General features: G+C 71.3%; 19 protein-coding genes and 1 tRNA gene. 7 read left to right on the plus strand and 13 right to left on the minus strand.

The features are described from left to right. Nucleotides 1-8 precede the first annotated feature (8 nt). The 3 genes from cysS to ACWD4B_RS18330 all read left to right on the plus strand — a co-directional run bounded on the left by cysS (nucleotide 9) and on the right by ACWD4B_RS18330 (nucleotide 4,165). A complete protein-coding gene (gene cysS, locus ACWD4B_RS18320) occupies nucleotides 9-1,403 on the plus strand; it encodes a cysteine--tRNA ligase (RefSeq protein ID WP_451421681.1) in 1,395 nt (464 codons plus the stop codon). A gap of 59 nt (nucleotides 1,404-1,462) precedes the next feature. Next, entirely contained in the window at nucleotides 1,463-2,413 is a 951-nt protein-coding gene (gene rlmB, locus ACWD4B_RS18325) for a 23S rRNA (guanosine(2251)-2'-O)-methyltransferase RlmB (RefSeq protein ID WP_451421682.1), read from the plus strand. A gap of 129 nt (nucleotides 2,414-2,542) precedes the next feature. Next, a complete protein-coding gene (locus tag ACWD4B_RS18330) occupies nucleotides 2,543-4,165 on the plus strand; it encodes a DoxX family protein (RefSeq protein WP_451421683.1) in 1,623 nt (540 codons plus the stop codon). A 184-nt stretch (nucleotides 4,166-4,349) separates the two neighbouring features. On the opposite strand, the gene ACWD4B_RS18335 is transcribed toward ACWD4B_RS18330, so the two are convergent. The 3 genes from ACWD4B_RS18335 to ACWD4B_RS18345 form a co-directional block, all read right to left on the minus strand. Then, nucleotides 4,350-5,075, minus strand: a complete 726-nt coding sequence (locus ACWD4B_RS18335; RefSeq protein ID WP_451421684.1) for a nucleotidyltransferase family protein — start codon at nucleotides 5,073-5,075, stop codon at nucleotides 4,350-4,352. Between the two features lie 78 nt (nucleotides 5,076-5,153). Continuing rightward, a complete protein-coding gene (locus ACWD4B_RS18340) occupies nucleotides 5,154-5,570 on the minus strand; it encodes a hypothetical protein (RefSeq protein ID WP_451421685.1) in 417 nt (138 codons plus the stop codon). A 185-nt stretch (nucleotides 5,571-5,755) separates the two neighbouring features. Continuing rightward, complete coding sequence (locus ACWD4B_RS18345; protein WP_451421686.1) at nucleotides 5,756-6,892, minus strand: ABC transporter ATP-binding protein; 1,137 nt, start codon at nucleotides 6,890-6,892, stop codon at nucleotides 5,756-5,758. Nucleotides 6,893-7,053: 161 nt separating this feature from the next. On the opposite strand from ACWD4B_RS18345, the gene ACWD4B_RS18350 reads away from it, so the two are divergent. After that, nucleotides 7,054-7,126 (plus strand) — tRNA-Thr (locus tag ACWD4B_RS18350). 70 nt (nucleotides 7,127-7,196) lie between these two features. Here ACWD4B_RS18350 and ACWD4B_RS18355 read toward each other — a convergent pair. Next, the gene (locus tag ACWD4B_RS18355) at nucleotides 7,197-9,344 is read right to left on the minus strand and encodes an MMPL family transporter (RefSeq protein WP_451421687.1); all 2,148 of its coding nucleotides are present in this window, start codon (nucleotides 9,342-9,344) and stop codon (nucleotides 7,197-7,199) included. 252 nt (nucleotides 9,345-9,596) lie between these two features. On the opposite strand from ACWD4B_RS18355, the gene ACWD4B_RS18360 reads away from it, so the two are divergent. Continuing rightward, nucleotides 9,597-10,703: an aminopeptidase P family protein gene (locus tag ACWD4B_RS18360; protein ID WP_451421688.1), complete on the plus strand. Its 1,107-nt coding sequence runs from the start codon at nucleotides 9,597-9,599 to the stop codon at nucleotides 10,701-10,703. Between the two features lie 25 nt (nucleotides 10,704-10,728). On the opposite strand, the gene ACWD4B_RS18365 is transcribed toward ACWD4B_RS18360, so the two are convergent. The 5 genes from ACWD4B_RS18365 to ACWD4B_RS18385 form a co-directional block, all read right to left on the minus strand. Beyond that, entirely contained in the window at nucleotides 10,729-11,223 is a 495-nt protein-coding gene (locus ACWD4B_RS18365) for an N-acetyltransferase family protein (RefSeq protein WP_451421689.1), read from the minus strand. Between the two features lie 4 nt (nucleotides 11,224-11,227). Further along, the gene (locus tag ACWD4B_RS18370; RefSeq protein ID WP_451421699.1) at nucleotides 11,228-12,736 is read right to left on the minus strand and encodes an MFS transporter; all 1,509 of its coding nucleotides are present in this window, start codon (nucleotides 12,734-12,736) and stop codon (nucleotides 11,228-11,230) included. A gap of 117 nt (nucleotides 12,737-12,853) precedes the next feature. Beyond that, nucleotides 12,854-13,849 carry a zinc-binding dehydrogenase gene (locus ACWD4B_RS18375; protein ID WP_451421690.1) on the minus strand — a complete coding sequence of 332 codons (996 nt, stop codon included), beginning with the start codon at nucleotides 13,847-13,849 and terminating at the stop codon, nucleotides 12,854-12,856. Nucleotides 13,850-13,970: 121 nt separating this feature from the next. Beyond that, on the minus strand, nucleotides 13,971-14,465 hold the full coding sequence (locus ACWD4B_RS18380; protein ID WP_336416077.1) for a hypothetical protein: 495 nt from the start codon (nucleotides 14,463-14,465) through the stop codon (nucleotides 13,971-13,973). A gap of 112 nt (nucleotides 14,466-14,577) precedes the next feature. Continuing rightward, a complete protein-coding gene (locus ACWD4B_RS18385; RefSeq protein ID WP_451421691.1) occupies nucleotides 14,578-16,197 on the minus strand; it encodes a M4 family metallopeptidase in 1,620 nt (539 codons plus the stop codon). 729 nt (nucleotides 16,198-16,926) lie between these two features. Between ACWD4B_RS18385 and ACWD4B_RS18390 the strand changes: the two genes are divergently transcribed. Beyond that, nucleotides 16,927-17,493: a GNAT family N-acetyltransferase gene (locus tag ACWD4B_RS18390; RefSeq protein ID WP_451421692.1), complete on the plus strand. Its 567-nt coding sequence runs from the start codon at nucleotides 16,927-16,929 to the stop codon at nucleotides 17,491-17,493. A 12-nt stretch (nucleotides 17,494-17,505) separates the two neighbouring features. Here the strand turns inward: ACWD4B_RS18390 and ACWD4B_RS18395 are convergent, their stop codons facing one another. From ACWD4B_RS18395 to ACWD4B_RS18410, 4 genes are all read right to left on the minus strand, one after another. Beyond that, on the minus strand, nucleotides 17,506-17,694 hold the full coding sequence (locus tag ACWD4B_RS18395; protein WP_451421693.1) for an antitoxin: 189 nt from the start codon (nucleotides 17,692-17,694) through the stop codon (nucleotides 17,506-17,508). Between the two features lie 85 nt (nucleotides 17,695-17,779). Next, complete coding sequence (locus tag ACWD4B_RS18400) at nucleotides 17,780-17,998, minus strand: hypothetical protein (RefSeq protein WP_451421694.1); 219 nt, start codon at nucleotides 17,996-17,998, stop codon at nucleotides 17,780-17,782. A gap of 375 nt (nucleotides 17,999-18,373) precedes the next feature. Beyond that, the gene (locus tag ACWD4B_RS18405; RefSeq protein WP_451421695.1) at nucleotides 18,374-18,991 is read right to left on the minus strand and encodes a hypothetical protein; all 618 of its coding nucleotides are present in this window, start codon (nucleotides 18,989-18,991) and stop codon (nucleotides 18,374-18,376) included. Beyond that, on the minus strand, nucleotides 18,988-19,173 hold the full coding sequence (locus ACWD4B_RS18410) for a hypothetical protein (RefSeq protein WP_336416071.1): 186 nt from the start codon (nucleotides 19,171-19,173) through the stop codon (nucleotides 18,988-18,990). Before ACWD4B_RS18410 ends, ACWD4B_RS18405 begins: the two co-directional genes overlap by 4 nt. Nucleotides 19,174-19,288: 115 nt before the next feature. Between ACWD4B_RS18410 and ACWD4B_RS18415 the strand changes: the two genes are divergently transcribed. Further along, nucleotides 19,289-19,493: helix-turn-helix domain-containing protein (locus ACWD4B_RS18415; protein WP_451421696.1), on the plus strand; the 205-nt coding region annotated here is incomplete at its 3' end.

Genomic DNA, 19,493 nt, shown 5'->3' on the forward strand with positions numbered 1-19,493 from the left:
CTGGTTCCGTGACTATTCGCCTGTACGACACCAGCGCCCGGCAGATCCGTGACTTCACCCCGATCGCACCGGGCTGTGTCTCGATCTACCTGTGTGGCGCGACCGTGCAGGCGGCGCCGCATATCGGGCACATCCGTTCCGGTCTGAACTTCGACATCATGCGTCGCTGGTTCGCCTACCGCGGCTACGACGTGACGTTCGTCCGCAACGTCACGGACATCGACGACAAGATCATCGCGAAGGCTGCCGACCAGGGTCGCCCGTGGTGGTCGATCGGCTACGAGAACGAGTGCGCGTTCAACGCCGCTTACGACGCGCTGGGCTGCCTGCGCCCGACCGTCGAGCCGCGGGCGACCGGGCACGTGCCCGAGATGATCGAGATGATGCGCGGGCTGATCGAGCGCGGTCACGCCTATGCCGTCGACGGCAACGTGTACTTCGACGTGCGCTCCTTCCCGGGCTACCTGGAGCTGTCCAACCAGGAGCTGGACAATCTGCTGCAGCCGTCCGGCGAGGGCGAGACCGGCAAGCGCGACCCGCGCGACTTCGCGATGTGGAAGGCGGCCAAGGAGGGCGAGCCCAGCTGGGAGACCCCGTGGGGCCGCGGCCGTCCGGGCTGGCACCTGGAGTGCTCGGCGATGGCGCACAAGTACTTGGGCGAGGCCTTCGACATCCACGGCGGCGGCATCGACCTGATCTTCCCGCACCACGAGAACGAGATCGCCCAGGCCAAGGCCTTCGGCGACACCTTCTCCCGGTACTGGGTGCACAACGCCTGGGTGACCATGAGCGGCGAGAAGATGTCCAAGTCGCTGGGCAACTCGGTGCTCGTCTCCGAGATGGTCAAGCACTGGCGTCCGATCGTGCTGCGCTACTACCTGGGCACCCCGCACTACCGCTCGATGATCGAGTACAGCGAGGACGCGCTGCGCGAGGCCGAGGCGGCGTTCGCGCGGATCGAGGGCTTCATGCAGCGCGTGGTGGAGAAGGCGGGGGCCGTCGAGCCCGCCGCCGAGGTGCCGCCCGCCTTCGCCGAGGCGATGGACGACGACCTGGGCGTCCCGCAGGCGCTCGCGATCGTCCACACCGCGGTGCGGCAGGGCAACTCGGCGCTGAGCGCCGATGACAAGGAGTCCGCGGTCGCCCGCCTGGCCGAGGTGCGCGCGATGCTCGGCGTGCTGGGCCTGGACCCGCTGGACGAGCAGTGGGCCGCCGCCGGAGACGGCCGTGGCGAGGACCTGCACGGTGTGGTGGACTCGCTGGTCAGGCTGGTGCTCGAACAGCGCGAGGCGGCCCGCGGCCGCAAGGACTGGGCGAGCGCCGATGCCATCCGCGACCAGCTCCAGCAGTCCGGCCTCGTGATCGAGGACACCCCGTCGGGCCCGCGCTGGACGCTCGGCTGAGCGACACTTTTCGTAAGAACGTTCACGCAGTAACTGCAGTAGTAGGAAACAGGTGACCCATGGCCGGCAACAGCCAGCGCAGGAACCGCCGCACGTCCAACAAGAAGGGCGCGCAGGTCGGCAGCGGCGGCCAGCGGCGCCGAGGCCTGGAGGGCAAGGGCCCCACGCCCCCCGCGAGCATGCGCAAGGGGCACAAGAAGAACCGTGTGGCCAACGCCCAGGCCAAGCAGGCGGCCCGCCGCCCGGCCCCGCGCCGCGGCGGCCCCAAGGGCACCAACGAGCTCGTCGTCGGCCGTAACTCCGTGGTCGAGGCGCTGCGCGAGGGCGTGCCCGCGAACACGCTCTACGTCCAGCAGTTCGTGGACAGCGACGAGCGCGTGCGCGAGGCCATCCGGCTCGCCACGGAGAAGGGCCTCAACCTCATGGAGGCCCCGCGTCCGGAGCTCGACCGGATGACCAACGGCCTCAACCACCAGGGCCTGGTCCTGTCCGTGCCGCCGTACGACTACGCGCACCCCGAGGACCTCTCCGCCGAGGCCTTCGACAACGGCGAGGACCCGCTGATCGTCGCGCTCGACGGCATCACCGACCCGCGCAACCTCGGCGCCGTCGTCCGCTCCGTCTCCGCCTTCGGCGGCCACGGCGTGGTCGTCCCCGAGCGCCGCGCGGCCGGCATGACCGCCAGCGCCTGGAAGACCTCCGCCGGCACCGCCGCCCGCACGCCGGTGGCCCGCGCCACCAACATGACGCGCGCCCTGGAGGCCTACCAGAAGGAAGGCCTCATGGTCGTCGGCCTCGCGGCGGACGGCGACACCGAGCTGCACGAACTCGAGGCGCTAGAGGGCCCCGTGGTGATCGTCGTCGGCAGCGAGGGCAAGGGTCTCTCCCGTCTGGTCGGCGAGACCTGCGACTTCCGCGTGCGGATCCCGATGCCGGGCGGCGCGGAGTCGCTCAACGCCGGTGTCGCCGCCGGTGTCGTGCTGTACGAGGCCGCGCGCCGGCGCGCCTGAGCCGTGCCCCGGCGGGTCAGCGCGCGAGCGCCGATCCGCCGGAAGGGGCGCGGCAGTTGATGATCTTGACGGGTCTCGGACACATCGGGGCGGTCAAGGCAGTGTCCTAATCTCAAGTCACTCGGTTAGATGAGTGTGGACACCAGAACACCCCGCACGCCTACGGGGGGAAGCTCTTCGGGGTACGACGACCAGCCCGCGCTGAGTACGGTGAAGGTCCCGTCGGACCCGGCGCAGGTCTCCGTCAACCACCTGAGTTTCCGCGTGCAGCTCGCGCGGCCCCCGCGCGCCGCCCGGCAGTTCGCCGGCGCAGACCGGACGGACGGGCTGCCCACCCTCAAGAGCGCGGCCCGGCGCCGCGCCCCCGTGGTGTGGAGCGGGCGGACCGGGCCCGGCGATTCGGCATCCACCCAACTCCTCGACGCCGTACGGGAGTCCGGACTCTCCGGTCCCGCCCGGACGGCCGGTGGAGGGGATGGCGGAGCCACCCAGGTGCTGCCGCGCATCGCGGTCGACGAGGCCCCGGCCACCGTCATCGGACCCCGCGGCCCCGACGGGCCCACCGGCCCGGCCGGCGCCGACGCCACCCGACTCCTGCCCCGCGTCCGCCCGAACGGCGGCGCGCGCGACGAAGACCCGTACGGATACTCCCAGTTCGACGAACCCGGCTCGGACTACGAGACCGAGGACGACGAGGACATCCCGCGCAGGCAGCGCCCGGGCGACTCCGCCCGGCACGCCTACTACCCGGACCGCCGGATGAACCTCGGCGTCGTCCTGCTGCCCCTGCGCATCTTCCTCGGCCTGATCTCCATCTACGCCGGCATGGGCAAGCTGTGCGACCCCGTCTACTTCGACGGCGGCAAGCGCGGCTCGATGGTCGCCTGGCTCACGGCCCTGCACCCCTGGGCCGTCGCCGCGCCGCTGCGCTCGCTCGCCCTGAGCCACCCCGTGGGCTCCGGGCTGACGGTCGCCTTCCTGCAGATCATCGTCGGCATCCTCACCATCTTCGGCCTCTGGCAGCGGCTCGCCGGGGCCGTCGGGATGCTGCTGTCGGCCGTCCTGCTCGTCACCGTCAGCTGGCGCACCGCCCCCGTCTACCAGGCGCCCGACATCATCTGTCTGGCCGCCTGGAGCCCCCTGGTCATCGCCGGGGCGCCGTGCTACTCCGTCGACGGCAAGCTCGTCGGCGAGGCCTGGCGGCGGCTCGGCCCGCGCGCCGAGCTCTGGGCCCTGCGGCGGCGCGTCCTGCGCCGCGGCACGGTCATGGCCACCGTCCTCATCGGCCTGTCGCTGCTGACCGGTTCGATGCTCGGCGGGGCCGTGCGCTCCTCCCGGTCCGTCCAGACCCCCGGCCTCCCGGCCGCTCCGCCCAGCAACAGCCTCCCCGGTACGCACCTGCCGCAGCGGCCCGGTTCCTCGTCCACCACCCCCGGTGCGCACGGTGCCACCACGCCGGGTGCCGTCAAGCCCAGCCCCACCGGCCACAAGCAGTCCGGCCCGTCGGCGACGCCGAGCGCCCCGGGCACCTCGCACAGCCCCGCAGGCACCCCGGGCGGCGCGGGTACCCCCGGCCACGGCGGCGTCCACAGCGCGCCGCAGACGCCGCACCAGCAGCCGGCTCCGGCTGCGCCGCGCAGCAGCTCGTCGTCCGCGGGTGGCTCCGCCGGCAGCACGGGTGACTCGTCCGGCAGTTCGTCGGGTTCGTCCGGCGGCCACGGTGGCGGTGCGCTCGGGGGTCTCCTCGGGTAGCACCCCGTAAGGGGCGCGGGGAACTGCGCGACCAGCCACGGACGGCCTGCAGCCGACGCACCACCTGGGGGTCCGGGGCGGAGCCCCGGGAGCGTCGGCTGCGGGCGCGTCCTGGCTGGTCGCGCAGTTCCCCGCGCCCCTTACGGGGCCCGGCCCCCGGATTCGTCCGGGGGCCGGGCCTTCGTCACTCGCCGCGCAGCTCCCGCGCGGCCTCCGTCAGGTCCTTCGCCGTGTCGATGGCCCGCCAGTACGCGCCGTGCGGCAGCGGGAAGCCGGCCAGGCGGCGTTCGCGGGCCAGGCGCGGGAAGGTGGCCCGCTCGTGGTCGCCGCGCTCCGGCAGCAGGTCCCGGAAACCGGCCGAGAAGACGTAGACGCCGGCATTGATCAGATAAGGCGACGGGGGCGCCTCGATGAAGTCCAGGACGTTCCCGAACTCGTCGGTCTCCACGGCCCCCCAGGGGATCCGCGGCCGTGCCAGCGCCAACGTGGCCGTGGCGTCGCGCTCTTGGTGGAAGGCGGCCATCTCGCGCAGCGAAAAGCGGGTCCAGATATCCCCGTTGGTGGCGTACCAGGCCTGGTCGGGGTGGGGCAGTGAGGCGGCCGCGTGCTTCAGTCCGCCGCCGCGGCCGAGCGGCTCCTTCTCCACCACCGTCGTGACGCGGAGGGGGAGTTCGGCCGACACGAGCCAGTCCTGCAGGACTTCGGCCAGATGGCCGCACGAGACGACGGCGTCCGTGACGCCCTCGGAGGCGAGCCAGGCCAGTTGGTGACCGATGATCGGGACGCCGGTGCCGGGGATCTCCACCATCGGCTTGGGGCGGTCATCGGTGTACGGACGAAGCCGTGACCCCTGGCCGCCGGCCAGGATCACGGCTTGCGTGGGGTACGAAAAGGCGTGGGTACTGGTCATGCCCGCACGATATGCGGTGGCTCCGGGCCGGGAGGGACCGGCCCGGAGCTTCCCGCAGGCCTGTGCGGTTCGGTGGCTTCAGTGGCCCTGGGCGACGACGCCGGAGGCGAAGGAGGTGTCGCAGACGGGCCGTGAGAAGCCCTGGGCCTTCCTGGAGCCGTACTTGGCGACGGCCGCGCGCCCGAGGGCGCGGGCGATCTGCCCGCAGTAGCGGGCCAGCGAGGGACGGCTCTCCGTCTCCCGCTGGAGGTCGGTGAGCGCGACCCCGGGGTTCTTCTGCTGCAACTCCGTCAGCAGCCGGTCGCGCAGCACCTCGTGCGGCGCGCGGGCCTTGGCCTGGCTGGAGGCGGTGCCGGAAGAAGCAGTGAGCACCTGCGACTCGGCGTTCGGGGCCGCCCACGGGACACGGGTGACCGCGAGGGTCCCGGAGAGCACCAGAACGACGGGAAGGACGAGAGCGAGAGTTCTGCCGATGCGGCGGGCGGCCTGGTTCATGCCGCAGATGGTAGCGAGGGGTAATGATGCGGCGACATTTAGTCACCCGGTCGAGCGACGTCACGGGCTGCCGTTTGTTCACCGTGTTGACGTACGGGAGTCGAAAAGCGAGGAGTGTCAGGGCATGTCTCGACACGGCGGGCGATGCGGACGGCCGTCACCCTGGCCGCCCGCACCGGTCACGCTCAGTCGCCGATGCGCTCGCCCGAGGACGTCGAGAACACGTGCACCTCGCCCGGCCGCGGCACCACGTGCAGCACGGAGCCCTTCTCCGGCACGCGGCGCCCGTTGACGCGCACCACGAGGTCCTTCGGTGCGCCGCCGACCTCGGCCGTGCCGTACACGTAGCCGTCCGCGCCGAGTTCCTCGACCACGTTCACCGTGACCGCGAGACCGGCCGGCGCGTCCGCGGCCTCCTTGTCCAGCGAGCGGGCCGCCTCGCCGTTCTGCTCGACCACGTCGAAGTGCTCGGGCCGCACGCCGACCGTCACCGTGCGGTCGCCCCGGTCGGCCGCGGCCGTCAGGGCCTCGCGCGGGACGGGCACGACGCTGTTGCCGAACTTCACGCCGCCGTCGGTGATCGGCACCTCGACCAGGTTCATGGCGGGGGAACCGATGAAGCCGGCGACGAAGAGGTTGGCCGGGCGGTCGTACATGTTGCGCGGCGAGTCCACCTGCTGCAGCAGGCCGTCCTTGAGCACCGCGACCCGGTCGCCCATGGTCATGGCCTCGACCTGGTCGTGCGTGACGTAGACGGTCGTGATGCCCAGCCGCCGCTGGAGCCCGGCGATCTGGGTGCGGGTCTGCACGCGGAGCTTGGCGTCGAGGTTCGACAGCGGCTCGTCCATGAGGAACACCTGGGGCTCGCGCACGATCGCGCGCCCCATTGCGACGCGCTGGCGCTGTCCGCCGGAGAGCGCCTTGGGCTTGCGCCCCAGGTACTCGGTGAGGTCCAGGATCCGGGCCGCGTCCTCGACCTTCTGCCGGATCTCGGCCTTGGGCACGCCCGCGATCTTCAGGGCGAAGCCCATGTTGTCGGCGACCGTCATGTGCGGGTAGAGCGCGTAGTTCTGGAACACCATGGCGATGTCCCGGTCCTTCGGCGGGAGATGGGTGACGTCCCGGTCGCCGATCCGGATGGAGCCGCCGTTGACGTCCTCCAGTCCGGCGAGCATCCGCAGCGAGGTGGACTTGCCGCATCCGGAGGGTCCGACGAGCACCAGGAATTCGCCATCTTCGATGGTGATGTCCAGCTGATCGACGGCGGGTTTGTCGGCGCCCGGATAGATGCGGGTCGCCTTGTCGTACGTGACCGTGGCCATGGTGATGCAGTCCCTTCACCGGCAGGAACGTGCCGGACGATCCGAGTAGAGGGAGTGGTCCAGTCCAATCGGACCGGCTGTCGAGGACGCTACCGGGGCGTTGGCCGGTTGTCAGCAGGTCGCGGGCCACCAAATCGTTGTGGGTAGACTGCATCGCACATGCCGCCTTAGCTCAGCTGGTAGAGCACCGCTCTTGTAAAGCGAAGGTCGTCGGTTCGAGTCCGACAGGCGGCTTGGCCGAAGTACGGCAGAGCCGCAGACCCTTCGGGGGTCTGCGGCTCTGTGCGTGTGTGGGGGCGTACGGCTACGGCCGCACCTCCTCCAGTTCGCCTGCGTGCTCGGCCCGGGCGGGCGTGACGGGCTCGTCCTGGTGGCCCGGCCACCACGCCTTGTGCCCGAGCAGCGACGTGACCGTCGGGACCAGCAGCATCGCCATGATGAAGGCGGTCAGCAGGATGCCGAACGCCACGGCGAAACCCATCTGCTGGAGCATCGAGTTGTCGGCGAGCATCAGGACGCCGAAGGTGCCGGCGAGGATGATCGCCGCGGAGGCGATGGTGGGTGCCGAGCGGGCGACGGCGGTGCGGACGGCCTCGCGCGGGGCCGTGCCGCGGCGGACCTCCTCGCGGAGGCGGGCGACCATGAGGATGTTGTAGTCGGTGCCGATGGCGACCACGAAGAGGTAGACGATCACCGGCAGCATGAACAGCAGGCCGTGCTTGCCCTTCAGGTCCTGGAAGAGCCAGACCGTCGAGCCGAGCGTGGCGCCGAAGCCGAGGGCGACGGCGGCCATCAGGTACCAGGGGGCCACGAGGCTGCGCAGCAGCAGGCCCAGGATGAGCATGATCGCGAGGCCCGCGACCGGGAAGACGACCGTGTAGTCGTGGTTCACGGCCTTCTTGACGTCCGCGAGGACGGCCGAGGTGCCGCCGACGAGGGCCTCGGTTCCCGCGGGCGCGGCCTGGTGGGCCTGGTCGCGCAGGGTGCCGCCGGCGAGCTCGATGGCCTTGTCGCTGGTGGGCGCGTACTTGAGGACGACGCTGTACTGGGCGACCGTGCCGTCGGGGTTCGGGACGCCCGGGGCGGCCTGGCCGACGCCGTCGATGCCGGCGAGGCGGGTGCGGAAGGACTCCACGGCCGCCTTGTCGAGGCGGGCGCCGTCGGTGGACTTCAGGTAGACCATCGCGGGGTCGGACTGCCCGGCCGAGAAGCCGCGCTGGAGGTCCTTCATGGCCTGGACGGACTCCAGCTTCTGGGACATCTGGCTGGAGGTGTCGAACTCGGGCCGGAAGGACAGCGCCCCCACGGCGAGGGCGGCCAGGACCCCGGCGGAGACGAGGGCGACGAGGCCGGGCCGGCGGGAGACGACGCCGCCGACGGTGTTCGCGAAACGGTTCCGCGGCTGTTTCTGCCATGCCTTGGACGGCCAGAAGGCCTTGGCGCCCATGAGCGAGAAGACCGCGGGCACGAGGGTGAGGGCGGCGACCAGGGTCACGGCCACGGAGATCGCCAGTGAGGGGCCCATCGCCCGCATCATGCCCATCGTGGACAGCAGCAGGGCGAGGAAGGCCACGATGACGGCGCCGGCGGCGGAGGCGATGGTCTCGCCGACCCGGGCCACGGCGGCGACGAGGGCCTCCTTGGGCTCCTGCCCGGCCCGCAGGTGCTCGCGGTAGCGGAAGAGCAGGAACAGCAGGTAGTCGGTGCCGACGCCGAAGAGGACGACGATGAGGATCGCGGAGATCGAGCTGTCGGCCTTCAGGCCGCCGAGCGAGGCCGCGGTGCCGATGAGGCCCAGGGCGACCATGAAGACGATGCCGATGATGATCACCGGCAGCAGGGCGATCAGCGGGCTGCGGAAGATCACCAGCAGCAGGACGACGATGAGCAGCAGCGTCGCGCTCATCACCATGGAGTCGGTGTTGCCCGAGGACTCCTGGGAGTCCACGTTGGTGGCCACCTGGCCGGTGATGCCCATCTTCAAGTGGGTGCCGTCCAGCAGGGGTTTGGCGTCCTCGCGGAGCTGCTTGACGGAGTCGGTGAGCTTCTTGTCGTAGGTGTCCTTGGTGGTCGCGACGATGTTCGCGAGGGCGATCTCGCCGTTGGGGGAGACGGCCTGCGGGCCCGTCTCCACCTTGGCTATCTCCGGGCGGTGCTTCGCCTGGAGCCCCTCCGCGACCTTGATCACGTCGCGTCGGTCGTCCGCGCCGAGCCGGCCGCCGTCGGAGCGCTGGAACACCGCGATGGAGGCAGGCTGTTCGGTCTTCGGGAACGCGCTCTTCTGCAGGTCGGCCACCTGCACGGACTCGTAGTGCTTCGGCAGGAACTCCGCCTCGTCCGTCGTGGACTTGAGCCCCGGGGCCAGTACGGCGAGGGCCACGGCTGCGACGACCCAGCCGAGGATCGTGAGCCAGGGCCGGTGGACGGCGAACCGCCCGACTCGTTGGAACATGGTGCTCCTTCAACTGGGTGGGATGCACGCGGCCGGCGGAGTCGTGCGAGCGTCGTACGGACTTGCGGCCCGGGCATGTTCACGCTAGGGAGCGGGGTTCCCCGGAAACAACGGATTCCGGGTGAATCAGAGGGAGGAACGGGGAAATCGGCCCTGAGGTGGGGGGCCCTCTCATCCGGGGGGAGGAGAGCGCCTCACCCGTGGGGTAGAGGCCGCTCTGCCGACCGCCTGCGGGCGGATTACGCTGCCCCCATGACGGATGTCGAGGTGTACCGCGCACGCATGGAACGGGCGGTCGTGGCCGCCGCCCAGGAGGGGCTGGCGGGCCTGCTCGTCGCCCCGGGGCCCGACCTGGTCTGGCTCGGCGGCTACCGGGTCCCGGCCGACACGGAGCGGCTGACCGCCCTGCTGCTCCTCCCCGGGCACAAGCCCCGCCTGTTCGTACCGGAATTGGAGCGTCCGGACGCCGAACACGCCGCGGGCGCAGGGGCGATGGACATCAGCGGCTGGACGGACGGCGAGGACCCGTACGCGGCCGCCGCCGAGCTGCTGGAGCCGCACGGCCGTTACGGGGTCTCCGACAACGCCTGGGCGCTGCACCTGCTGGCGTTCCAGCGCGCCTGCCCGGGGACGGCGTACGAGGCGCTCACCGAGGCGCTGCCCATGCTGCGGGCGGTCAAGGACGCGTTCGAGATCGAGCGGCTGGCCGCGGCGGGCGCCGCCGCGGACGCCACGTTCGAACAGATCGCGGAGCTGCCGTTCGCCGGGCGGCGCGAGCGCGAGGTGGCCGCCGACCTCGACCGGCTGCTGCGCGAACACGGGCACAGCCAGGTCGACTTCACGATCGTGGGATCCGGCCCGAACGGCGCCAACCCGCACCACGAGGCGGGCGACCGGACGATCCAGGACGGCGACATGGTCGTCCTGGACTTCGGCGGCCTGCTGGACGGCTACGGCTCGGACACCACCCGCACGGTGCACGTGGGCGAGCCGACGGCGGAGGAGCGCAAGGTCCACGACCTGGTCCGGGAGGCCCAGCAGGCGGCCTTCGAGGCGGTGCGCCCCGGCGTGGCCTGCCAGGACGTCGACCGCGTGGCCCGCCAGGTGATCCGGCGGGCCGGCTACGGCGAGTACTTCATCCACCGCACGGGCCACGGCATCGGCGTCACGACGCACGAGCCGCCGTACCTGGTGGAGGGGGAGCACTTGCCGTTGGCCCCGGGGATGTCCTTCTCGATCGAACCGGGGGTCTACCTGCCCGGGCGCTTCGGGGTGCGGATCGAGGACATCGTGGTGTGTACGGAGTCGGGGGCGCGGAGGCTGAACAACACGGGGCGGGAGATGCGGGTGGTGAGGTAGGGGGGTGGGGCACCCCCGACTCCCCCTACAGCACCCGGTGCATGATGTGCAGCCCCGTGTAACTGCCGTCAGGCAGCCGGTATCCCTCCGGCAGCGTCCCGATCACCTCGAAGCCCAGCGACCTCCACAGCGCAACCGCCCGCACATTGCTCTGCACCACGGCGTTGAACTGCATCGCGCGGTACCCCTCCTCCTTGGCCCGAGCCAGGACGTACTCGCCCAGGGCCCGCCCCACCCCCCGGCCGGCGGCCTCCGGGGCGACCATGAAGCTGGCCGTCGCGATGTGGGAGGCGGGGCCCATGTGGTTGGGCCCCGCCTTGGCCGAGCCGAGGACGGTGCCGTCCTCGGCGACCGCCACGACCGTGTGCCCGGGGGCACCCGGCATCCAGATCGCCCGCGCCGTCCCACTGTCGATGTCGCGGGGATACGTGTACGTCTCCCCGGCCGCCGTGATGGTCCGGAAAAAGGGCCAGATGGCGGCCCAGTCGTCGTCGCGCGCGTCTCTGATGCTGATCTGCATGGCGTCAGGATGAGGGCGGGCAGTCGCACATGCCACTGGATTTCGCCGCGCCCCGCGCCGCGATCTGGTGCTTCGGTGCGCGCACCGTGACCATCAGCCCGGCGATGAGGGAGGCCAGCAGCATGATGCCGGCGCCCCAGCCGATGGCGACGTGGAAGCCGTGCACGATGCCCTGCTTCACGACGGCGCCCCGCGGTCCCGGAGTCGCGGCGACGTACGTGGCGCTGGCGGACGTGGCGATGGTGTTGAGCAGTGCCGTGCCGATCGAACCGCCCACCTGCTGCGAGGTGTTGACGGTGGCCGAGGTGACGCCCGCGTCGCGCGGCGGCACGCCGGCGGTCGCGGTGGCGATGACGGGCATGAAGACCAGGCCCATGCCGAGGCCGACCAGGATCTCGGAGGGCAGGACGTGGGAGGCGTATGCGGGCTCGACCGGCAGGGAGGTGAGCAGGAAGAGCCCGGCGGCGACGAGCAGGGTGCCGGGGACCATCAGCACGCGCGGCGGCAGGTGGTGCAGCAGCCGGGCCGAGAGCTGGGTCGAGGACAGCACGAGGGCGCCGGTCAGCGGCAGGAAGCCCAGGCCGGTGCGGACGGGGGAGTAGCCGAGGACGACCTGCAGGTAGTAGGTCATGAACAGGAACATGCCGAACATGCCGATGACGGTGAGCGCCATGGTCACGAACGAACCGGCCCGGTTCCGGTCGCGGATGACGTGCAGCGGCAGCAGCGGGCTGGGCGCCCGCGTCTGCCACCACGCGAACGCCGCCAGCAGCACCGCGCCGCCGCTCAGCAGCCCCAGGACGAAGGGGCTGGTCCAGCCGTGGGGCTGGGCCTCGCTGCAGGCGTAGACGAGGGCGACGAGGCCGCCGCAGCCGAGCAGGACGCCGGGGATGTCGAGGGCCGGCCGGTCGGCCCGGGAGGGCCGGTGGTCGTGCAGCAGCCAGACGGCGCCGGTGAAGGCGACGAGGGCGATGGGGACGTTGACGTAGAGGCACCAGCGCCAGTCGAGGTACTCGGTGAGCAGGCCGCCGGTGATCAGTCCGATGGCGGCGCCGCCGCCGGCGATGGCGCCGTAGATGCCGAAGGCCTTGCTGCGCTCCTTGAGGTCGGTGAACGTGGTCGTCAGCAGGGACAGCGCGGACGGCGCGAGGACCGCCGCGAAGGCGCCCTGGAGGGCGCGCGCCGTGAAGAGCATGCCGGGGGCGTGTGCGGCCCCGCCGAGCGCGGAGGCGGCGGCGAAGCCGATGAGCCCGGTCATGAACGTGCGCTTGCGCCCGACGAGGTCGGCGACGCGGCCCCCGAGGAGGAGCAGCCCGCCGAAGGCGAGGGTGTAGGCGGTGATCACCCATTGCCGGCTGGTGTCGGAGATGCCGAGGGCGCGCTGTGCGGAGGGCAGGGCGATGTTGACGATGGTGGCGTCGAGGACGACCATCAGCTGGGCCATGGCGATGATCACCAGGGCCCACCAGCGGCTGGGGGTGGACGGGGGCTCGGGTATGAAGGGCTGGTCCATGTCGCGCATGCGACCCCCTGGGTGGCCGAAATTGTGCGTACCTTTCAGGCTAGGCCGGGCGGGGGTGCCGCGCCTGTCGGGTTTGGTGCGGACTTTTCCCCTCCCTGACCCGTTCTTTCACGGGCAGAGCACCACCTTGCCCACGGTTCCCCTGGTCTCCAGCGCCCGGTGCGCCTCGGCCGCCTCGCGCAGCGGGAACCGCTGCACCACCGGAATCACCGCACCGGCCGCCGCCTGGGCCAGGGACAGGGTCTCCAGCTGCCGCATTCCGGCCATGCCCCCGCCGAACCGTTCGAGCATCGCGGGCCCCAGCGCGCTCCGCGACACGATGCCCCGCGCGTCCGCCTCGGGGTCCGGCCCGGCCGGCCCGTCGCCCGCGGACCAGCCGAAGACGAGGTGGAGCCCGCCCTCCCCGAGCAGGCCGACCGCCGCGCGGGCTGCCTCCCCGCCGACCCCGTCGAAGACGACCGTCGCGGCACGCCCGCCCAGGGCCGTACGGGCCTGCTCCGCCCACCCGTCGACGGTGTAGTCGAGGGCGAAGCCGGCGCCCAGCGCACGGACCTGTGCGACCTTGGCCGGGCCGCCCGCGAGCCCGACGACCGTGGCTCCGGCGTTCCTCGCGTGCTGCACCAGCAGCGAGCCGATCCCGCCGGCCGCGGCCGTCACGACGACGACGTCGTCCGCGGACAGCTCGGTGAAGCCGAGGATGCCGAGCGCCGTCCGCCCGGTACCGATCATGGCGATGGCCTGGGCGGCGTCCAGCCCGTCCGGGATCTCGTGCAGCCGCTCCGCGGCGGCGACGGCGGCCTCCGCGTAGCCGCCGGGGGCGGTGCCCAGGTGGGTGACGACGCGGCGGCCCAGCCACCGCCGGTCGGTGCCCTCGCCCAGGGCGTCCACGGTGCCGGCGACCTCGCGGCCGGGGACGGTGGGCAGCTCGGGCAGCGGGACGGGGCTGCCGCCGGCGTCGCCGGCGCGCAGGCTGGTGTCGAGCAGGTGGACGCCGCAGGCGGCGACGGCGATGCGGACCTGGCCGGGGCCGGGTTCGGGGGTGGCGGTCTGCTCGTACACGAGGTTCCCGGCGGGGCCGAAGGCGTGCAGGCGGACAGCGTGCATGACGGTTGCTCCTCGTGAGGCGGGGCCGGGCGATCCGGTGATCACGAGTGTTCAACCTCAAGGATGGTTGAGGTCAAGACCGTTGCCGTTGCTGCCCAACTACCCGGTCAGGCACAGGAGTTCACACCCGAGGGAAGCGGGCGAGCAGGTCCCAGACGGCCGGGTTGTCGGCGAGGCCCTCGTGCATGTCCGTCAGGTCGGCGATCAGGTCGTGCAGGAAGTCGCGGGCCTCGCGGCGCAGGGCGCGGTGGTTGAAGGTCAGCGGGGCCTCGTCCGGGGCCCAGTCGGCGGTGACGTCGACCCAGCCGAAGCGGCGCTCGAAGACCAGGCAGTCGGTGGACTCGGTGAAGTCCAGCTCGGCGAACTGAGTCTGTGCCGAGCGGTTGCCGCGGGGGTCCTGGTCGAGCTGCTCGATGACGTCGCACAGGGCCCAGGCGAAGTCGAGCACGGGCACCCATCCCCAGGCTGTGGACAGTTCCCGGTCGGCCTTGACGTCGGCCAGGTAGACGTCGCCGCAGAAGAGGTCGTGCCGCAGGGCGTGCACGCCGGCGGTGCGGTAGTCCGTCTGCGGGGGGTCCGGGAAGCGGCGGGAGAGGGAGTAGCCGAGGTCGATCACGCTTCCGATGGTACGGACGAAACGCGCCGCCCGTGCTCCCGCCGCCTGGTTGGCGGCGGGAGCACGGGCGGCGGGGTGGGGGGTGTTGCGGGGACGTGTCAGCGGTGCGCGGCTACTTGACGTTGATCGCGGCCCAGGTGGCGGCGACCGTCTTGTACTCGGTGCTGGTGGCGCCGTAGAGGTCGGAGGCGGCCTTCAGGGTGCCGGTGCGGGCCGCCTTGTAGTTGGTGGTGGAGGTGAAGTACGTGGTCAGCGCCTTGTACCAGATCTTGATGGCCTTGTCGCGGCCGATGCCCGTGATCTTGGAGTTGTTGGCGGTGGGGCTGTTGTAGCTGAAGCCGTTGATCGTCTTCGCGCCGCTGCCCTCGGACAGCAGGTAGAAGAAGTGGTTGGCCGGGCCGGAGGAGAAGTGCGGGTCCAGGCCGCCGAGGCTGGAGGACCAGTAGTCCTTGGAACGGCCGTCCTTGCTGGGCTTGTCCATGTAGCGCAGCGGCTTGCCGTCGCCGTTGATGTTGATCTGCTGGCCGACGAAGTAGTTGCCCGGGACGGCCTTGTTGTTCGCGTAGAACTCGACGGCCTTGCCGAAGATGTCGCTGGTCGCCTCGTTGAGGCCGCCGGACTCGCCGCTGTACTCGAGGCCCGCGGTGGCGGAGGTGACGCCGTGGGTCATCTCGTGGGCGGCGACGTCGAGCGCGGTCAGCGGGTGGGAGTTGCCCTCACCGTCGCCGTAGGTCATGCAGAAGCACTCGTCGTCCCAGAAGGCGTTGACGTAGTTGTCGCCGTAGTGGACGCGGGAGTACGCGCCCTTGCCGTCGCCCTTGATGCCGGAGCGGCCGAGCACGTTCTTGTAGAAGTCCCAGGTGACCGCGGCACCGTAGTGCGCGTCCACGGCCGCGGTCTGGGCGCCGCCGCCCCACACGTCGCTGGAGTTGGTGAAGAGCGTGCCCTGGCCGTCGGTGCCCTGCGCCAGGTTGTAGGTGCTGTGGCCGCCGCGGGCGCCGTCGGTGAGCGCGTAGCCGGAGCCGGACTTGGTGGTGGTCAGCGGGACCTTGCCGCTGTAGGTGCTGGTGCCCTCACCGGTCTCGATGGCCTCGTGCTGGTAGAGCTTCTTGCCGGTGGCCGCGTCGGTGACGACGTGCAGCTTGCTCGGGGTGCCGTCCTTCTGGACGCCCTTCACCACGGTCTCGTACGCCAGGACCGGCTTGCCCTCGGCGGCCCAGACGATCTTGCGCGGCGCCTGCGAGTCGGTCTTGGAGTTCTGCGCGTCGGCGGCGACGCTCAGCGCGCTCTTCTTCGCCGCGGAGGGCGCCACCTGGGGGTTCGTGCTGGGCACGGATATCTCGGCGTCGGTCGCCTTGGTCACGCTGCGCGCGCCGCTCTTGGTCTCGTGCACGACCAGGTCGCCGCCGAGCACCGGCAGGCCGTCGTAGGTGCGCTCGTAGCGCGTGTGCACCGTGCCGTCCGCGTCCTTGACGACGTCGCGGACGACCAGCTTCTCCTTGCTGCCGAGGCCGATCTTCGCCGCGGTCGTGGAGGTCGAGCCCTGCGCGTCCTTGATGGCCGAAGCCTTCTGTCCCGCGGACAGCGCGAGCGGCAGCCCGCCGCTGTCGTGGCTCCCGGAGGCGGCGCCCGCCGAGCCGGCCTGGACGCCCACGACGACCATGGCGGCGGAGGCGACGAGTGCGGCGGCGCGCAGGGAGTTCTTGCGGGTGGAGGTGGTGACGCTTCTCAACTCTGTCTCCTATGAGGGGGGTTGGGGCAGCCCACGTCGACTGCCCTGATGCAGGAGTGGTGCAGGAGCGAATTGATTCGAGCGTGCCACCGATTCCCCGTCATTGGCAGGGGCGCAACAAGGATGTGATCTGGCGTTATCCGAAGGACGGAGTAAGGAATCCGTTATGCGGTGAACTGGGCGGGAACGGAAGTGACTTGAAATGTCATCGGCTGTTCAAGTGCCGGACCGCCCGTTTGGCCTCGATGTTCGGAAATCTACCCGCCCGGTCCGGACCGGATATGACGGGGGGTGAGTCGGAGGTTACGGTCGCGCGCGGCGGCGGGAAGTGAACCGTACGGTTCCGGTTGGATGCGTGGTCCTGGCAGCTGCGCATCCCATTCTGCGAGACGGTGCTGCAGCCGTGCGTGGCGGAATTGGTGGACCGGGCCCACTTGGCGGAGGATGACCGGCCGGTGGGCGTCGGCGAGGAATGTCTGCAATCGCCACGGGAGTCGGCGCGCGGCAGCGCCCCGTAAGGGGCGCGGGGAACTGCGCGACCAGCTACCGACGGCTTGCAGTCGACGCACTACCCCGGGGTCCGGGGCGAAGCCCCGAGGACAGCACGGCATGTCATCTGCGGGCGCGTTGTGGCTGGTCGCGCAGTTCCCCGCGCCCCTTACGGGGCGCCGTGGTGCCGTGTGACGATCGGTTACTCTCCGATCAGCGATCGGTGAGGGGAGATCGACGGTGGCTGCAGCACGAATCCACGTCTACGAGGACGGTGACATACCGGCGGAACTCTTCGCGCAGGCCGAGGCCCTGCGCGAACAGGCCTGGCCCGGCGGCGGACCGCACGACCCGGCCCTGCGGCCCGTCGCGATGCTGCTCGTCGCGCCGGACGGGACCGTACCGGCCGCGCTCGACATCCTCAGCAAGGACATCGTCCACGGCGGCCGCACCTACCGGGCCTCCGGTCTCAGCGCGGTCGTCACCGACGCGGCACAGCGGGGCAAAGGTCACGGGCGGCAGCTCGTGGCTGCCGCCCGTGCGGAGATGGCCGCGCGCGGCGCGGACGTGGGGCTGTTCACCTGCGACCGCTCACTGCGCGGCTTCTACGGGAGCGCGGGGTGGGACGTGCTGGAGGGATCCGTGCTCATCGGCGGGACGCCGGAGGATCCCCTGCCCAGCGACGTCCCGGAGTTCGACATGGTCACCCTGGGCGCCTTCTTCACGGAGAGAGCGCGGCGGCACGCGGACACCTTCCGCAACAGCCGCATCGCGCTCTATCCGGGTGAGATCGACAAGCTGTGGTGAATGCGCTCCCGCCTACGGCTGGTTGTCCTGGGGCTTGTCGCTGCCGAGCTGCTCGTTGATCTTCTGCTGCGCCGTGTCGACCTGGCTCTGGTACTTGTTCTGGGTCTTCTCGTTGAAGGCGTCACCCGCCTTGTCGACGCCCTGCCGGGCCGTATCCTCGTGGCCCTTCAGCAGACCCTTGAGCTTGTCGAGCATGGACATGGCCGTCCTCCTTAGGAGTGCCTGACCCCTCCAGGATCGCCGGAGGGGCCGTACGGCGCATCCCGGCCGCGGGCCGGCGCGCGGGTCACTCCGGGTGGTCCAGGGTGGGATCCATGGCGGAGTCGTACACCCCCGTGCCCCGGCAGTGCCGGCACTGCCCCGCGCGCCGCACGGTCTCGGCCGGGCCGGCGAAGGGATCGATGCCGGACACGTACGCGGCCGGGCGCGCCGCGAAGCCGGTGCCCTGGCACCACTGGCAGGCGAACGCACCGCGCGGCGCGGGGGAGGACTTGCGGTCGGTCATGGGGGCCGTTCGTTCGGTACGGGGGAGGGGCCCTGGGGTGCCCCCGGTTTCCGGTTGTATCAGAGCTGGTAACCGCACTTGGGGCAGACGTACACGTCACCGTGTCTGGTCATCGTCCCGCCGCACTCCCCGTTCGGGCAGGTGATACCCAGCGGCCGGGCTATGGCAGGCTCGCGCACTTCCGATCACACTCCGCTCTCACATTGACGGCCGGCGGGCTGCTGCTTCCCGTCGTCACTTCCTCCGTGGCAACGACCTGCGTCTGCGTACCGCACACGGGGCAGCGGCGGGTGGCGTCGTCACGCTCCCGCTCGACTGCCTCCGCGATCCTCCGGAGCGCCTCGGCCGAGTCTTTGCCCATGGCTCCATCTTCGCTCAACGCGCGCGTGGACCGACCGCATTTCCAGGGGAGTCGAGCCAGACAGCATGCCCGCTGCGGGTGACGGTCAGACCGAACCGGTCGTGCCGCGGTTCGCCCTGGCGGGCCCACCAGGCGTAGGCCTCCTCCGCCTCGTCCCACAGGCGGCGCGGGCCGCCCTGCCAGACGAGCGCCTCGGGGGTGTCGTCGCGGAACATCACACAGGCCCAGGAGTGCGCTTCTCCGGCGTCGTCCAGCCCGTGCAGCCACACCGGCCGCGCGCCGCGGCGCTTGTACGCCACCTCCTGACGGCAGTGCGGCAGCCGGATGCCGAGGACGAACGCGAGCGCCGTGCGGTCGCAGAACTCCGCATCGGTGACCGCCGTCGTGGACACCTCGCCCTCGGCGACTACGTTGCGCGGCTGCGGTGGGCACGGCGACGGGGTGAGCACAACCGGGCCCGTGAACCGGCCCTCCGCGCGCCGGTGCGCACCGTAACCGCTCACGGTGAGCCGGGCGAGCGCACCGTGCTCGCTGAACGGTGTCCCCCAGGGGGTGACGATCACGGTGCCGGGGGCGGCTTGCGCGACCAGTCGCTTGGTGTCGGGGGCTGTTGCGGTGACTTGCTGTGTCATGGGCGCACCCCTGCGGCCACGCACTCGTCGCGGGTCGCGAGCCGCAGGGCGCGCGGGGGCGCCTCCCATTCACGGCCGCCGTCGGGACGTCTGATCTGCACACGCGGTCCGACGTGCCCCATCACTTGCGCGAGCGTGCCGGTGCGCTGGTCGACGACGTATGCCCCCACGCGGTAGGACACGGAACGCCTCCTTCGGGTTGTGTGCGTTGGGTGTCCTCACAGAGTGGCGGGGCGGGGCTATGGTCGGGAGAGGGGCGCGCCGTGCAACGCCCGTGTAAACGAGGGGAGTTACCCTGTGGCCAAGGGTGGATGGCTGGGGCAGTCCCGCATCGGCTGGGGCTTCTTCGGCAGGGAGCTGAAGCGGCGCCGCGAGGCCGCCGGGCTGACACAGCAGGAGCTGGGGATGCGGGTGTTCTGCTCGGGCTCGTACATCGGTCAGTTCGAAACGGCGATTCGCAAGCCGCAGTTGGACGTTGCACAGCGGATCGATGTCGTGCTGG

The sequence above is a fragment of the Streptomyces sp. NPDC002536 genome (assembly GCF_053594995.1).